General features: G+C 44.6%; 20 protein-coding genes. 18 read left to right on the plus strand and 2 right to left on the minus strand.

Annotation, left to right across the window (positions count from 1 at the left end; translation table 11 throughout):
• Positions 1-230: 230 nt before the first annotated feature.
• The 3 genes from PBV53_RS05020 to PBV53_RS05030 all read left to right on the plus strand — a co-directional run bounded on the left by PBV53_RS05020 (position 231) and on the right by PBV53_RS05030 (position 1,780).
• The gene (locus PBV53_RS05020) at positions 231-656 is read left to right on the plus strand and encodes a peptidylprolyl isomerase (RefSeq protein ID WP_270096078.1); all 426 of its coding nucleotides are present in this window, start codon (positions 231-233) and stop codon (positions 654-656) included.
• 152 nt (positions 657-808) lie between these two features.
• On the plus strand, positions 809-1,534 hold the full coding sequence (locus tag PBV53_RS05025; protein ID WP_270096079.1) for a hypothetical protein: 726 nt from the start codon (positions 809-811) through the stop codon (positions 1,532-1,534).
• A gap of 42 nt (positions 1,535-1,576) precedes the next feature.
• On the plus strand, positions 1,577-1,780 hold the full coding sequence (locus tag PBV53_RS05030; RefSeq protein WP_270096080.1) for a DUF1059 domain-containing protein: 204 nt from the start codon (positions 1,577-1,579) through the stop codon (positions 1,778-1,780).
• 11 nt (positions 1,781-1,791) lie between these two features.
• Here the strand turns inward: PBV53_RS05030 and PBV53_RS05035 are convergent, their stop codons facing one another.
• Positions 1,792-2,148: a winged helix-turn-helix transcriptional regulator gene (locus PBV53_RS05035; protein ID WP_270096659.1), complete on the minus strand. Its 357-nt coding sequence runs from the start codon at positions 2,146-2,148 to the stop codon at positions 1,792-1,794.
• An 86-nt stretch (positions 2,149-2,234) separates the two neighbouring features.
• Here PBV53_RS05035 and PBV53_RS05040 point away from each other — a divergent pair, with 86 nt between their 5' ends.
• From PBV53_RS05040 to PBV53_RS05080, 9 genes are all read left to right on the plus strand, one after another.
• Positions 2,235-2,894, plus strand: a complete 660-nt coding sequence (locus PBV53_RS05040) for a ferredoxin-like domain-containing protein (protein WP_270096081.1) — start codon at positions 2,235-2,237, stop codon at positions 2,892-2,894.
• 112 nt (positions 2,895-3,006) lie between these two features.
• Positions 3,007-3,759, plus strand: a complete 753-nt coding sequence (locus PBV53_RS05045; protein ID WP_270096082.1) for a DUF166 domain-containing protein — start codon at positions 3,007-3,009, stop codon at positions 3,757-3,759.
• A 52-nt stretch (positions 3,760-3,811) separates the two neighbouring features.
• Positions 3,812-4,126, plus strand: a complete 315-nt coding sequence (locus tag PBV53_RS05050; protein ID WP_331522309.1) for a CGGC domain-containing protein — start codon at positions 3,812-3,814, stop codon at positions 4,124-4,126.
• A gap of 14 nt (positions 4,127-4,140) precedes the next feature.
• Positions 4,141-4,509 carry an ATP-binding protein gene (locus tag PBV53_RS05055; protein WP_270096083.1) on the plus strand — a complete coding sequence of 123 codons (369 nt, stop codon included), beginning with the start codon at positions 4,141-4,143 and terminating at the stop codon, positions 4,507-4,509.
• Positions 4,510-4,518: 9 nt separating this feature from the next.
• Entirely contained in the window at positions 4,519-5,490 is a 972-nt protein-coding gene (locus PBV53_RS05060; RefSeq protein WP_270096084.1) for a GltB/FmdC/FwdC-like GXGXG domain-containing protein, read from the plus strand.
• Positions 5,491-5,586: 96 nt separating this feature from the next.
• Positions 5,587-6,090 carry a metal-dependent transcriptional regulator gene (locus PBV53_RS05065; RefSeq protein WP_270096085.1) on the plus strand — a complete coding sequence of 168 codons (504 nt, stop codon included), beginning with the start codon at positions 5,587-5,589 and terminating at the stop codon, positions 6,088-6,090.
• Between the two features lie 182 nt (positions 6,091-6,272).
• A complete protein-coding gene (gene feoB / locus PBV53_RS05070; protein WP_270096086.1) occupies positions 6,273-8,300 on the plus strand; it encodes a ferrous iron transport protein B in 2,028 nt (675 codons plus the stop codon).
• On the plus strand, positions 8,297-8,461 hold the full coding sequence (locus PBV53_RS05075) for a hypothetical protein (protein ID WP_172367511.1): 165 nt from the start codon (positions 8,297-8,299) through the stop codon (positions 8,459-8,461). The genes feoB and PBV53_RS05075 overlap by 4 nt, the downstream gene beginning before the upstream one ends.
• Positions 8,458-9,105, plus strand: a complete 648-nt coding sequence (locus PBV53_RS05080) for a metal-dependent transcriptional regulator (RefSeq protein ID WP_270096087.1) — start codon at positions 8,458-8,460, stop codon at positions 9,103-9,105. Before PBV53_RS05075 ends, PBV53_RS05080 begins: the two co-directional genes overlap by 4 nt.
• A gap of 19 nt (positions 9,106-9,124) precedes the next feature.
• Here the strand turns inward: PBV53_RS05080 and PBV53_RS05085 are convergent, their stop codons facing one another.
• Positions 9,125-9,442 carry a cupin domain-containing protein gene (locus PBV53_RS05085; protein WP_270096088.1) on the minus strand — a complete coding sequence of 106 codons (318 nt, stop codon included), beginning with the start codon at positions 9,440-9,442 and terminating at the stop codon, positions 9,125-9,127.
• 243 nt (positions 9,443-9,685) lie between these two features.
• On the opposite strand from PBV53_RS05085, the gene PBV53_RS05090 reads away from it, so the two are divergent.
• The 6 genes from PBV53_RS05090 (at position 9,686) to PBV53_RS05115 (ending at position 15,761) form a co-directional block, all read left to right on the plus strand.
• Entirely contained in the window at positions 9,686-10,867 is a 1,182-nt protein-coding gene (locus PBV53_RS05090) for a nucleotidyl transferase family protein (RefSeq protein WP_270096089.1), read from the plus strand.
• Positions 10,868-10,996: 129 nt separating this feature from the next.
• A complete protein-coding gene (locus tag PBV53_RS05095; RefSeq protein ID WP_270096090.1) occupies positions 10,997-11,458 on the plus strand; it encodes a DUF5806 family protein in 462 nt (153 codons plus the stop codon).
• Positions 11,459-11,752: 294 nt separating this feature from the next.
• A complete protein-coding gene (locus PBV53_RS05100) occupies positions 11,753-13,018 on the plus strand; it encodes an anhydromevalonate phosphate decarboxylase (protein WP_270096091.1) in 1,266 nt (421 codons plus the stop codon).
• Between the two features lie 18 nt (positions 13,019-13,036).
• Entirely contained in the window at positions 13,037-14,224 is a 1,188-nt protein-coding gene (locus PBV53_RS05105; protein ID WP_270096092.1) for a phosphomevalonate dehydratase large subunit, read from the plus strand.
• On the plus strand, positions 14,211-14,624 hold the full coding sequence (locus PBV53_RS05110; protein WP_270096093.1) for a DUF126 domain-containing protein: 414 nt from the start codon (positions 14,211-14,213) through the stop codon (positions 14,622-14,624). Before PBV53_RS05105 ends, PBV53_RS05110 begins: the two co-directional genes overlap by 14 nt.
• Positions 14,625-14,651: 27 nt before the next feature.
• Entirely contained in the window at positions 14,652-15,761 is a 1,110-nt protein-coding gene (locus PBV53_RS05115; RefSeq protein ID WP_270096094.1) for a site-2 protease family protein, read from the plus strand.
• Positions 15,762-15,770 lie beyond the last annotated feature (9 nt).

A 15,770-nucleotide genomic window follows, 5' to 3' on the forward strand; every position in this document is an offset into this window, starting at 1 on the left:
ATATAAAAATAATATTTGTGAATATATTTTAGGCAAACAATATCATGTTACTTATATTTTATAAATATATATGTATATGTATGAACGAATTTATATATGCATCTTGGTCAAGCAACCTAAATTTATAGGCGACTCATAAAATTGAATGTCCTATTAATCTCTATTTTTTCAATAAGTAACACGGAAACCCTTAAATTATCAATTGCCATAATTCCGAAAGGAGATCAATAATGAAAAAAGCGATAATTGAGACAAATAAAGGAACTATAGTACTCGAACTTTTTGAAAAGGATGCACCTAAAACAGTTGCTAACTTTGAGAAGCTTATTAAACAGGGCTTTTACAACGGCCTTACTTTCCACAGGGTGATCTCTAACTTTATGATCCAGGCAGGATGTCCAAAAGGTAATGGAACAGGTGGACCAGGCTACTCTATCAAATGTGAGATAAATCCAAATAGACACACAAAGGGCGCTCTTTCAATGGCACATGCTGGAAAGAACACTGGTGGAAGTCAGTTCTTCATCACTCACTCTCCTCAGCCACATCTTGATGGTGTACACACTGTCTTTGGAAAGGTCATCGAAGGCATGGACGTTGTCAATGCTATCAAAGAGAGTGACATCATGACCAAATTAACAGTAGAAGAAGATTGATACTATAGTATCCATTCATTCTTTTTGAAGAATAACGTGGGGCAATACAAGGATATTTTCAAGTTCTTGGATATTCATATCCTTTATTGAAAATTTGCCTTGGTATTGTTTCTTTTTTTTATATTGCTACGTAGTGAAATATAAGGTGTAACATGGATCGAAAGACGTTCAATCGTGTAAGATTAGCAAGTATTGTGCTCAATGAGATCGAAGATCTTCCTGCTAAAATGTATCCATTCCTCGAATTTGAAAAGAACGAGAATGAGGCGGAAGGAAAATTCAGGATACTCCCACCTGTGGGCGAAGCTAAAGAGTCACAGGCAATCTTTTCTGTGGAATATAAGAAATGGTCTGAAGAAGTTCTGGACCTGTTACAGAGATTTTATCCTCAGAAAGTGGATGAATTTACTGCTGCATATCAGTCAGCTCTTCCTTATGTAACCCTTGAAATAAAACCAAAGACGGCAAACAGCCACAAGCTGAAGTTCACATTCATAAAGTATCTGACAGAACAGAGGACCATTCTTTCACACCTGTTCGCAAAAATATCATCTATGGAAATAACAGATGATGAATGTGATATGAATAAGGACGTAGAATGTGGTTTTACCGATAATTCCCTGAGGGTTTTCAGAGCTGCTGTTCAGCCGGTATTGGAAACTGAAATAAATACGTTCAAGGCAAACCTTTCCGAAAGGAACGGTGACTTCAAGGCCATTCTTGATATGGCAGATCAGATAAATGATGCCGCTACAAATGATGTCAGCAAATTGATCAATAAGTGTAACAGTCTTAGAAAGCTGTGTGCGGAAAGCGTTGAATGCGAGGATGCTATCAGATCATTGACACCCGTATTTGATATGATTGGCAGGATGTGATCCCTGCCTTTTTTCAATTCAACTATCCATGGGGGACAAAAAGTGAAGATAATAAAATGCAGGGACTTGGGCTTTAACTGTGACTTCATTGCAACCGGCAGCGCAGCTGAGGCTGACAGTGTTATACAAAAAATGCTGGTGCATATCAAAGAGGCCCATGAGGGTCTTTCGGATGAGGACCTTGCTGATATCAAAGCACGTATGTCCGTTCTTTTGAGCAGGGGCTGTGGGTGCGGAGCCCTTTGATATAGGTACGTTCACAATTTACAGTTCTTGCATTTTGAAAGCCCGCATGCTTTATTCTCAAATTTCCATTCAAGACCCCATTCTTTGATAGACTGGATGATCTCCATGAAATCCGCTCCACTTTCTGATAGGGAGTAAGTGTATACCATGGGGTCAGTAGCCTCATCAAGAGTCCTTTTAACAAGACCGTCTTCTCCAAGTTCCTTTAGCCGTGTGGAAAGGGTTTTCGGAGTAATGCCTGCAACTTTTTTCTTAAGTTCGTTGAATCGTTTTTCACTGTTATTTCCTTTGTAAAGCTCAAGAAGTATGCACAAAGTCCACCTCTTGCCAATGATATCGATCGTTTTGTAGATGGTACAGTCCTTCATAGTATCCATCAAGAAACTGCCATTATATATAGAAGTATCTCGAATATACTTGATACCAAAAAGATATCAATTGGAGTGATCAAAAAATGTCAAAAGATATACTTGAAAAGGGAGCTATTGTTCAGAGAGACAAGGAAACATTTGCTATCGCACCACATATTCCTGGCGGTATTACAACCCCTGATCTTCTCAGAAAGATCGCAGATGTCTCTGAAAAATACGGAGCTGCTGCAATTAAGGTCACATCAGCACAGAGACTTGCCATCGTTGGACTCAAGGAAGATGACCTGGACAATGCCTGGGATGACCTTGGGATGAAACCAGGGGCAGCAATAGGGCTTTGTGTAAGAAGTGTGAAGATTTGTCCGGGAACCACATTCTGTAAGAGGGGACAACAGGACGCTGTAGGGCTTGGACTCAAACTGGATGAGAAATACCATGGAATGGAGCTTCCATCAAAGTTCAAGATCGGTGTTTCAGGTTGCATGAACTCATGTGCGGAGAATGCCATAAAAGATGTTGGAATAATGGGTACTCCTAAGGGATTCACAGTAATGGTCGGAGGCAGTGCAGGTCTAAAACCACGCCTTGCAGATACTATCGCTGAAGAACTTGATGAGGACGAGGTTCTTTCACTTGTTGACAGTATCATTTCATTCTATAAGTCACATGCAAAGAAACAGCGTATTGGAAAGGTCATCGAAGAGATCGGACTTGACACCTTCAAGAAGGAAGTTGGTCTTTAAGCTGTTAGGACCTTTCATAAATTGAGGGCTTCAAATAGCCCTTTTTTCTTATTTGTTTAGTTCATATCGTTTTTAGAGCAACCCAATTCCTGATGGCTTAAGGGAGTTAACAATGAGGATAAGTTTCTATTATAATAGTGAGTTCGGTAAAAAGGTCATAGGCAATATCGTCAACTCAAGCACGTTCTGCACCTCGTGTGGGGACCTGTGTGACCACTGTCGTGAACTGAAAATATCGCATGCTGATAGTATTGTTGATCTCTATGAGTTCCCTGATGATCTTCCCGAGTTCATAGATGATCCTTTCGATCACATCCCGAAAAATGTGGGTGAATGTGACCTCCTCATAGCTATGGACCTGCATCCCGATATTTTTTCGGTGCTTCCTGAAATAGCAGCCAATGCTAAAGCAAAGGCAGTTATAGCACCTGTGGAAGTGCCAAAACTTGCACCTGCAGGACTTGTGCAGCAGGTCAAGGAAAAGCTTGAATCCGCTGGAATTGACTGTGAGTTCCCCAAGCCCTTCTGTTCACTGACAAAAACAGGCAAGGCCCTTATCGATGAATTTGTTGATATGGGATTTGGAAGACCCCTGCTGAAGATCGAGATCGATCCTGACCGGAGGATATTCTCTCATGTGCAGGTGCTCAGGGATGCACCCTGCGGCTCCACATGGTATGTTGCAAAAAAACTAAGATGGACGGACATAGACGATTATAAAGAGATCGTATCGGGGGCACATCATGCATACCCATGTACTGCCAGCATGGATAAGGATACCCAACTGAAAGATACGATATTGCATGAAGCCGGGTACATCATAAGGGGAAGTGTGGAAGAAGCTTCGGGTTTTAAAAAGGAGTGAAGAGCACACTTGAAAATGAGGTGATATCATTACTGAGGAAAGACCCAAAAAAATAGCAGTACTCCGATGCGATATTGTTTCCGAGGCATGTCCCGGAGTTGGGTGCTTAAAGGCATTCAATGCTAGGAAAGTAAAGTTCGCAGACTACGATGATGATACTGAGATGATCGCATTCTTCACATGCGGGGGCTGTTCAGGAAGAAGGGTCTTCCGACTGGTGCGTTCCCTGAAAAAACACGATATTGACGTGATACACCTAAGCTCATGCATGATCATGAAGAACTATCCGGAATGCCCGCACATTGATTCTATCAAGAAGACGATCACTGATGCCGGTATCGAAATTGTAGAAGGAACACATCACTAAAGGAGATATAGAGAATGGTTAAAAGAATGATCGTTAAGATAGATGAGGATAAATGTACTGGCTGCGGACAATGTGTTTCACCTTGTGCCGAAGGAGCTATACAGATAATTGATGGAAAGGCAAAGGTCGTTTCTGAAGATCTTTGTGATGGTATGGGATTCTGTATCGGTGTCTGTCCTGAAGGTGCTATCACAATAGAGGAAAGGCAGACTGTGGAGTTCAATGTTGAAAAGGCAGAGGCTCAGTCAAAGAGCACGGATATCTCTATCTCCTGTTTCAGTTGCGGTGCCGGGGAAAATGAAAGATACCTCCTGCCTATGAGGCACAATATGGAAAGCCTCTGGGTCTGCACACGCTGTCTGCCTCAACTTATCCATGGGTGAGAGCGGTAAATGGAGCTTGAACTGACATCTGTACCTGACAACGTATGTGATTATACGTTCAATTTCTACTGGTATGAGAAAAAGCTGGAGCCATCTGCGGTCATACCTGGTCAGAAGGGTACCGAATATACCTATCAGCAACTTGTGAACGAGCTTAAGAAAGGAAATGATGTTCACATTAAAGGGAGTGTGGGAGGTCGTTTTGCCTACTCTCTGGGGGTTGGCCTTGCCCATTTCGGAGGTAGCGGCAAGAGCGAAGCTGCCGGTAACATTTTCGTTGAAGGAAATGTGGGGCCGGAAGCAGGGATGGGGATGTCAGCAGGCTCGCTTTACATTACAGGCGATATTGAACAGCCCTTTGGAAACATCATCGAGGTGGTATCCGATGTTGAGGGATACCGGAAGTTCATTTCCATAACTGAACTTCTGTGTGGCAAAGGCGTTGAAGAGCTTTGTGGGAACGATTTCGATGCGGTAAATGGTAAACTTATCCTCGATGATGGTATTCTTCGGGGAACACTGGCCTCGAGATGTAATTGTGATGCAGAAGTTCTCGTAAAAGGCGATGTTTACAATGGAACAGGACTTCTTATGGAAAGGGGTAATGTCAATGTGCAGGGAAATGCCGGGCTTAACACTGGCGCTCATCTGAATGGTGGTTCTGTTGTGGTAGAAGGTACTGTAGGGGAATTCTCCGGTGCTTATATGAAAGCTGGAACTCTCATTTTCAATGATGCTAAGGGGTATGTGGGTGCCGGTATGCTCGGTGGCACGATATATTCAAAAAAGAAAGTGACACCTGCTCCTCCTGCTGAAAAAGTGCGGGTGGGTGGTCAGAACATATCTATCGTTCGAAAGTTGACCGGCGCAGGGCGAGTGGAGTCCATGCTGTATAACAAATATGAGGTCGGTGAAGAGAAAGAACAATACGTCAAGGTAAAAATGAGGGATGGGTCCATATTCATGCGTAAATTGGACTGAGATCATTTCGTCATCTATTTTTTCTGACATAATCTATTTAAATGACAAACATTGTATCTTCATTATATTTGTTATACCTAAAAAGGTTGGATATGCTTGACTACGGAGAGAACTGAAGACTACCTTAAGGCTATTGATACCATCATTGAGAAAAAGGGCTATTCTCAGGTAAAAGATATCTCACGATTCCTTGATGTAAGTCCGTCCAGTGTCACGGGAATGTTCAAAAAGCTGACAAGGGAAGGATTCATCAATTACGAGAAGTATGGCGGTGTTACTCTCACCGTGGAAGGAAGAAAGCTTGCGAGAAGCACGAAGGAAAAGTTCAGTGTGTTGCATGAGTTCCTCGTTCTCCTTGGTGTGGATGAAGATACCGCAGACGATGATGCCTGCAAGATGGAGCATGCCATAACCCCTGAGACCCTTGAAAGGCTCACAAAGTTCAGCGATTTTGTTAATTGCAGAGAAGAAATGCCAAAATTTTTCCTCAATTTTAAGGAATTTTGTGAAAAAGGTGAGATCCCAAACTGCAGAAAGAAAAACAACATATCTTCCTCCTTTGGCAAAGATCTCAAAAAAGAGTGCAAGGATCGATCTTGAGACTTTCTGACCGCTAAGACTTCAGAACCTATCCTTTTTTGATTCTGGACTTTATTGGTCCCATTTTTATTTCTTATAGTTTCAACACTCCGTAATATGTTAGGCGCGCCAAAATTTATATACTATGGTTAACTAGTCCCCTCTATATTAGGATAGCCTAACTTTAGGAGGCTCGTGAACAAATGTTGTCTATACTAAAAAAGAAACGCTGCTGCGGTCAGGAAGATGAGACCCAGAGCGACCTTGAACGGATAATCCTTGTGGGGAATCCGAATGTGGGTAAGAGTGTCATCTTCAATCACTTTTCGGACAGTTATGCGATAGTTTCCAATTATCCGGGAACCACTGTGTCCATAAGTAAGGGAAAAGGGTGGATCGACGGGAAGGAATACGAGATAATCGATACGCCAGGGATGTACTCATTATTGCCTATAACTGAGGAGGAGCGTGTATCACAGAGCTATCTGTTCGACAACGATCCTTTTGTTTATGTGCATGTGGTGGATGCGAAGAACATCCAGCGTATGCTTCCCCTTACGCTTCAGCTTATCGAAGCGGAAGTTCCCCTTATACTTGTATTGAACATGATGGATGAAGCGACCGAGCGAGGCATTGAGATAAATGCTTCCCGGCTTGAGCAGCAACTTGGGGTTCCGGTCATCTGCACGACCTCAATAAAAGGAGAGGGTCTGGACAAGCTTGAAGAAGCGATATCTAAATACAGCTTCCAGCATGTCGATAGCAAGGTAGTGTATAGCAGAGGGATCGAGTATGCGATCGAAAGTATCTCATCATTGATACAGGATGAATACGGCATCTCGAAAAGAACGCTTGCTCAATTGTTGCTTCAGAACGATAAGGTCGCATTCGAGGCCATCTCTCAGAAAGGCGAAGATGTCGATGCTATAAAGAAGATAATAGATGGGACTGAAAAAGAGTACAACAATCCTCTTAATTATGTCCTGACCATAGAAAGACAGGCATTCGTCAATGATATTGTTGAGAATGTCATGACAACAGGAAAAAGGGACGTTACACTTACAGAAGACGTTGAAAAAAGTTCCCGAACATCACTAAGGGAGCGCATCGATGGCCTCCTCATTCACCCTGTCACCGGGATTCCAATACTGATTCTGGTGCTTTATTTCGGGTTATACAAGTTCGTAGGTGGGTTTGCGGCAGGAACGGTTGTGGATTACCTCGAAGGGACGCTGTTCGGGGAAATGATAAATCCCTGGGTAATCGAGAGTTTCAATGCTGCTGTGCCCTATCCGGCCATACAGGACCTTTTCGTAGGTGAATATGGGATACTCACACAGGCTGTAACCTATGCAATAGCACTTATCATGCCGCTGGTAGGTGCATTCTTCATTGTGTTCTCCATTATCGAGGATACTGGATATCTTCCACGTCTTGCAATGATGATAGACCGTGCATTCAAGAAGATGGGCATGAGCGGCAGAGCTGTCATCCCAATGGTACTCGGTTTCGGCTGTTCTACCATGGCGACAATGGTGACCCGTACTCTCGAGACAAAACGGGAAAGGATCATCACAAGCATGTTGCTGTCACTGGCAATACCCTGTTCCGCACAGCTTGGTGTAATACTGGGTATACTATCATTCAGTGGAAGGGCACTGTTCATATGGGCGATCGTGATCTGTCTGGATCTGGTATTGGTGGGATATCTTTCATCAAAGGTCCTGCCGGGAGCAAGTCCCAGTTTCTTCATGGAGATGCCCCCACTGAGGCTTCCAAAGCTGTCAAATGTGCTCATAAAGACATATTCGAGGATGCAATGGTATTTCCTTGAGGTACTGCCTCTGTTAGTTGTGGCAAGTGTGCTTATATGGATAGGTAGGTTGACCGGACTGTTCGAGATTGCAGTTCAACTGTTCAGTTATCCATCGCAGTGGATAGGACTCCCTGCAGAAGCGGGGTTCATGTTCCTGTTCGGCTTCTTCAGGAGGGATTTCGGTGCTGCCGGAATGTTCGATATGTATAACGCAGGGCTGCTGAGCGATATTAACATCGTTGTTGCTGCTATCACATTGACACTGTTCATGCCATGTATAGCCCAGTTCATGGTCACTGTGAAAGAGAGAGGTATCAAGATAGCTCTCGGAATGGCTGCATTCATCTTCCCAAGTGCATTTGCAGTAGGCTTTGTTGTGAACTATGTTCTCACTACATTCGGGGTGGTCCTATGAAGTGCCCCCTTTGTAGCTTTGAGTTCGATGAACCTGACAGGTCAAAATGTACAAGCTGTGGCAGGTTTAGCTCATGTAATCTGCAACGTTGCCCGAAATGCGGGTATGAGATACCACCGGAGACAAAACTGGAAAAATTCGTAAGGGGGCTGTTCAAATGAAAATAAGTGAAGCCGCAGAGGAAGTCCTGGAAAGGATGTGGATCTGCACAAATGAAAATAATATGGTTCATGTGGGCCTGAGATCCCTCGGACTGAACGAGACATCTCCGCAGATACAGGAGCTACTTGAGATCGGCAATATCACCATTTCCGATACAAACGCAAGCCTTACGGAAGAAGGTGCCAAAAATGGCAGATTGGTTGTCAGAAGGCATCGCCTTGCCGAGCGACTTCTGGTGGATGTGTTGAACACAAAGGACAAGTACGTGCATAGTTCTGCATGTGAGTTCGAACACATACTCCATAGGGGTATTGATGACAATGTGTGCACCCTGCTAGGACATCCGAGTACTTGTCCTCATGGTAAACCAATACCTGAAGGGGAATGCTGCAAGAAAGCCAGGGATGAATTGGAACAGGTCGTTACCCCCCTTTCATTGTTAAAGAAAGGACAGAAGGGCAAGATAGCATATTTCAATATGAAGGAAGAAGAGAAGATGCAGAAAATGTTGGCAATGGGTGTACTGCCAGGCATTCCTGTGAACCTTGTCCAGTCGTATCCTTCGTATGTCTTCGATCTGAACCATACTAGATATGCAGTCGATAGGGAGATAGCGGAGAGTATATTTGTAAGGATCGAATGAGAATGATAACTAATTTAGCTCAATAATGTACCGCCAACCAGAGGGTTTCTGTCGTGTCACTGGTCCAAATGACCCTGTGTTTGCAGTGGGCAGGAATATTAATATGATCGCCGGGATCGAGGTGCACCACCTCCGAATCTTCAAACACCAACTTCGCTTCCCCCTGCAACACCATGACCCATTCACTGCGGTCTTGATCGTACCATTGTCCCTCTGGGGTCACATGTTTCTTTGAAATGATACGCTCGATCAATACCCCCTGTTGATCCACCAGAGGCTCGAACACTTCATGGGTTAGGTCGACTGGTATTTGGTTAAATATATTATGTTTTTCCATGGTACACCTCATGGTTTCGATCAATAAAAAAGACACCTTAAGGTACCCTTACATTGCCAGTTACCAAGGCCTGCATGATGCAAGGATTGAATTAAAAGCCCAGTGGCGATACCCATCGATCCATGGATATAGTGGATGATCAGACCTTCACCCCTTGTCATCAATAACTTTATCTGATGTTCCATACAGACCTCTGTCCTATGAAAATAGGATCTGAACAACCCTTCAAAGGAAGTGGTCATTTTGCGTGATATCATCATGCATATACACGAGCACCCCTGTCAGCTCGTTCTTGCGCTAACAGGAGGCGGTGCTGGAGCCATTGACCTACTGTTGAGGTATGGGGGCGGTTCTGCTACAGTCCTTGAAGCTCTCGTTCCCTATAGTTCTAAAGCGCTCGATGAACTTATTGGCAAAAAGCCTGAAAAATATGCTTCACCTGTGACCGTAAGGGCCATGGCCATGGCTGCATACCGCCGTGCTTTATCTCTTGCAGGCAATGACGAAGTGGTGGCAGACAAAGGATTGATGGGCGTGGCTGCTTCCTGCAAACTTTCTGTGGGGGAGGATGAGCGTGAAGGGCGTGAACATAAGATCTTCGTTGCTATACAGTCCTTCGATAGGACCCTCGTAAGAACGCTCATACTCAGAAAAGAGCGGTCGAGGGAAGAAGAAGAGTACCTTGCAACTTGCATGATAGTCGATTCCATTGCAAAAGAATGCTCTTGGACCGGAAATCTGCTCCTTGAAGAGCTTTTACATGGGGATGAGGTCGTTGAAGAAAGGGAAGCCACCGCTTCTAAAGAAGTGGCTCAGATGCTCGCCCTTCCTGATAATATCATGAACAGCTTGGACCTTGTGTCCGATGTTGTTCAATTCGATCTGGGCAGCGAAACTGTTACTGAAAAGCCGGAAATTATATTCTCAGGTTCTTTTGATCCGTGCCATAAGAATCATATTCAAATGGCTGAGCAGGCTTTTAATAAATTGGGGAAGAAGGTTCACTTTGAGATCTCTCTCACGAACGTGGACAAGCCACCAATAGATCTTATATCGCTTCGGGAAAGGCTGGATTCTCTCAGGAAGTACAAGGATGAGGTCTTTTTTGGTGGTGTTTTCCTGACTGTCGCTCCCTTATTCGTTCAGAAAGTTAATCTCTTCGAAAATGCCACTTTCATTATCGGGGCGGATACTGCGAACCGTCTTTTCAAAATCCGATACTATCGCAATGTTGAAGACATGAGGGACATGCTGCAATATTTCAGGAATAAGAACACTCATTTCCTTGTATTCCAGAGAAAAGGGGTTGACATCTATCTTGAGCCTGAGATATTAGATATTTGTGAGGTAGTTCCTCTTGCTGACTACCTTGATAATGGTACTTCTTCAACCTCCATTAGAAAAGAATTGTATAAGGATGAATGATATTGTTAGTAAGTAAATGGATCAAGTTTGATATTGTGTTCTTTGTATGTGAGATGCAATATATATGTGCAGGAAAGTATTTATCTGGTTGCAATACATTTTTGAACATAGGTATTTCGAGGGAATATTTTGAACAAATATGAGAAATTCACTAAATTAGAGAATAAAAGTTACTCTGATGTCACACGTTTTCTGAAAAAGACCACTCATCTTACTGCACGGGAATGGGTGATCGCACGTTTGTGTGCTGATTTCAAGAATCTCTCTAATCGTTCCGAGATGACGTGGATAGGGGAGAACCTGCCTGAGCTTGTTCCTTTTGTGGATGAGCCATATACGAGGCAGGAAGTGTCCAATGCACATGCTGCTTTCAAGCACAAGATCGAGAGAAGCGGTACAACTTTCTTTTATGCATACTATGCCGGGCTCATCGGACAGGAGGAGATGATAAAGATAATACACAAGATCGTATCTGACCTGCAACTTCTGATCGAGACCGAGAGCGGTGAGATCTCCGATGACCATATGACAGATGTACAAATGCTTGTGGCAGATACCCTTCGCAGGATAAATGAGTCTCTGGACTATTGAGTTGTACAAGTACCATTGCAAACCGTTACTATTTAAGATAACATACATTACCTAAAAACGATACTATTTATGGTATAAGGCAATTCTAACAATTGCTTCGAAGATGTTGTCGCACAAAAAACCCATTGCAACTCCTTTACATCTTGGTTTCCCAAAAATTTCGATGTTTTGGTGGGTCAACCTCCTTCCTTTGACAACATTTTCTTTTTTATGTTTCATAACATCTGCCGGACAAGAAAAGTGAAAGGTACGACAATGTATTTATCATGAGACATTTTCTTATACCTCGATACAATGAGCTTCAGAGATTTTATCGACCATTTACGAACCAGTGGCAGGTTAGTTGAGGTCACAGAGCCTGTTTCGAAAGTATTCGAAGCACCAAGACTTGCAAAGAAGAGCAATGCTCCCATACTGTTCCACGATATTGACGGACAAAAGGCCATCATGAACCTGTTGGGTTCAAGGGATGAGCTTGCCGATATGTTCGGTGTGCCCAAGGACGGTATCATACAGAGGCTTTCAGATATAAGGCCGGACGGGGAAGTAAAGATAGTAGATACCTCTCCGACCATGGAGGTCATTGAGGACGATGTGGACCTTTCAAAACTTCCTCTGATGACACACTTTGAGAAAGACGGTGGTCCTTATATCACGGCCGGAGTTGTCGTTTCTGAATATGGCGGGATGATGAACGCGTCCATCCACAGACTTATGGTCGTGGGTAAGAACAAGCTGGCAGCACGCCTTGTTCCTCCACGCCACTCCTATGTACTTCACAAAAGGGCAGCTGAGAATAACGAGCCTTTACCGGTAGCCATCGTGCTGGGTGCTGATCCGGCTATAACCTTCGCTTCCACCACCCGTGTTCCGGCAGGAAAGGAATTCGAATATGCAGCAGCTTTAAGAGGTGCTCCTGTGGAACTGTTCGAGTGTGAGAACGGTGTGAAAGTTCCACATGCAGAGATAATCCTTGAAGGCTATGTGGACCCCACAGAAAGAGTGGATGAAGGACCTTTCGTTGATATTACAGGCACCTATGACCTTGTGCGCAAGGAACCGGTGATCACAATTACAAAGATAATGCACAGGAAGGACCCTATCTATCACGGCATCCTTCCGGCAGGTGCAGAGCATCTTCTCATGATGGGCGTACCTTACGAGCCAAAAATATACAATGCAGTGGCAGAGGTCACGACCGTAAAGAACGTAGTGTTAACGGAAGGTGGCTGCTGCTATCTACACGCGGTCGTCCAGATCGAAAAACAGACAGAAGGCGATGCCAAGAACGCCATCATGGCGGCATTTGCAGCCCATACGAGCCTTAAGCACGTTGTTATCGTGGATGAGGATATCGATATCTTCAATATGATGGATGTGGAATTTGCCATTGCAACAAGGGTGAAAGCTGACCTCGATGTCATGATAATCCCGAACGTGCGTGGAAGTTCCCTTGACCCAAGAGGTTCTCCCGATGGGACCACCACCAAGATGGGCATAGATGCCACAAAGGTCCTTGCAGAAAAAGAGATATTCGAGCGCGCAAAGATGCCCGAATGATAACTATAGGAAATTATAATGTATCTGACAGCAGAAGAAGAAAATGTACTTGACGGCGAACAGGGGGAGACCCTGCGCAAAGCCATGGAGATCCTTGTTGCACTTGGAGATATTTATGGTGCGGATGGTCTGATCCCTGTCAAGAGCGCCCAGATAGCAGGCGTGTCCTACAAGACGATGGGGGATGCCGGACTTGAATGGATCTCCGATCTCGAAGGGACGGTAAAGGTCCCTTCAATATTGAATCCCGCAGGCATGGACATGGTCCGGTGGAAAGAGATGGGCATCGAGCCGGAATTTGCCGAAAAACAGTTGGAGATAATAGCTGCTTACGAAAAGCTCGGTATAAGTTCAAAGTGCACTTGCACTCCCTACTATCTCGAAGGCTTCTCAGCTACCTGTGGCGACCACCTTGCATGGAGCGAGTCTTCGGCTGTCTCCTATGCCAATTCGGTGATAGGTGCACGTACCAACCGTGAAGGCGGTCCGTCCGCATTATCTGCTGCACTGGTCGGGAAGACAGCGAACTATGGTTACCATCTTGATGAGAATCGTGTTCCTACGGTCTCAGTGGTAGTGGACCATGAGCTCTCAGGCTCTGATTATGGTGCCCTTGGTTATATCGCAGGTAAGGAAATTGGTAATCGCGTACCGATGTTCCATCTGGCCTCCACACCTACCTCAGATGAACTGAAAGGATTGGGTGCTGCAATGGCGGCATCCGGTGCAGTTGCATTGTATCACGTGGAGGGTGTCACGCCTGAGGCGAAGCAGGTCAATTTTGATAAACCCGATGAGACCATCACTATCCAGAGAAGTCAGCTTGATGAGGTATATGAGACCATCATTGGCAATGAGGATGACCTGGAATGCGACATCGTAGCGGTCGGCTGTCCGCACTGCTCTCCTGAGGAATTGAACAGGATCGCCGATCTGCTGGAAGGCAAAAAGATAGAAAAGGAACTCTGGGTATGCACTTCAAGGGAAGTTGCCCAAAGATATCCCGATGTTGTGAAAAGGATAGAAGAGAGTGGCTCAAAGGTGTTGTGTGATACCTGTATGGTCGTCTCCCCTGCAACGGAAGGCCACAATTGTATGATGGTCAATTCAGGCAAAGCACTGGCTTACGTTCCGGGAATGTGCAAGGTCCCTGCAAAGATCGGAAGTCTGGAAACATGTATCAAAAGGGCAGGTGGTGACAATTAAGATTGAATGCAGGACCATTGCAAGAGGAGTTGCGGAAGGCGAGGTGCTCCTATCAGAGGATGCTCTCTCTTTCTTAGGTAACGTTGACCCGAAAACAGGAGTAGTTGTTGATCCCGGTCATGCCATTTATGGAGAATGTATCAAGGACAGGATACTTGTTTTCCCGCATGGGAAAGGTTCTACCGTGGGTTCTTACGTGATATACCAGTTGAAAAAGAACAACGTATCCCCTGCTGCAATGATAAACATCGATTCTGAACCGATAGTTGCAGTGGGAGCTATCATCTCTGATATCCCTCTCGTGGACAGGCTTGACAAGGACCCTTTCACCATTTTTAAGAACGGTGATCGTGTGAAGGTCGATAGTACCGGCGGTTTCGTTGAACTGATTGACAGTTAAATTCAGACGTGGGAAACAATAAAGTTAATGTCTTCAAGAAATAAAGCTCCAGAGGATGCAGAGGTAGAGGCCATGGTCATGGACCTCTATGATGACATTCATCCATTTTTCAAAGCCTATGAAGTGAACTATGCTGACAGTGAAATTCATTTTTACGGCCTTCCCCAAATTGAACCCAAGATGGTACATCAATATCTCTGGCCAAAGTTAACAGCCAAGGGCTATCAACTCTCCTTTACAAAGGAACTCGGGGAAGATGTATTGGTCGTTTCTCCGATACAAGAGGTCCCTGAGCGCATATGGATAAATGTCCTGCTCGCTGTAGCAACGGTATTTACCACCATGTTCGCAGGCGCCACGATGTTCGGGGTGGATATATTCAGCGAACCTTCTCAGTTCACCAAAGGACTTCCCTTTACGCTTGCGATAATGTTCGTTCTCGGCTCTCATGAAATGGGGCATTACATGGCTGCGAAGATGCACGGCATGCGAACCTCATTGCCATATTTCATTCCTTTCCCCACGATCATTGGCACAATGGGTGCTGTTATTAAACACAGAGGTATCATACCTGACAGGAAAGCATTGTTCGATGTGGCCGTTGCAGGTCCTATTGTGGGTATTGTGGCCTCTGTTATCGTGACCTTCATCGGGCTGTCATTAACGCCTGTGGAGTACATAGTCACACCTGGCAATATGGTGATCGATATACAGGTCCCTCTTCTGTTCCAGGTTATTAATACGATATCCGGCAATACTGTCGATACCATGCATCCTGTGGCATTTGCAGGCTGGGTCGGTATGCTGGTGACCGTGTTGAACCTGCTACCTTCGGGGCAGCTCGATGGCGGGCATATCGTTCGTGCAATGCTCGGGGAACGTGCAAAACATGTTTCTATGGCAATGCCGTTCATTTTGGGAAGTCTCGGACTTTATGTCATCTTCGTGCTTCAGCAAAATGGCGGTATATGGATGTTCTGGTCTATTTTCCTTCTGCTTTTTGCACTGGCAGGTCATCCAAGGACCTTGAATGATGATATCAAGCTTGACAACAGGAGAATTGCATTGGGGATCGGGACTTTCATACTTGGTCTGCTATGTTTTACTCTGGTACCTTTTACACTGGTAATTACTTGAGGTTGAAAA

The organism is Methanococcoides alaskense, assembly GCF_027594145.1.
GTDB lineage: Archaea > Halobacteriota > Methanosarcinia > Methanosarcinales > Methanosarcinaceae > Methanococcoides > Methanococcoides alaskense.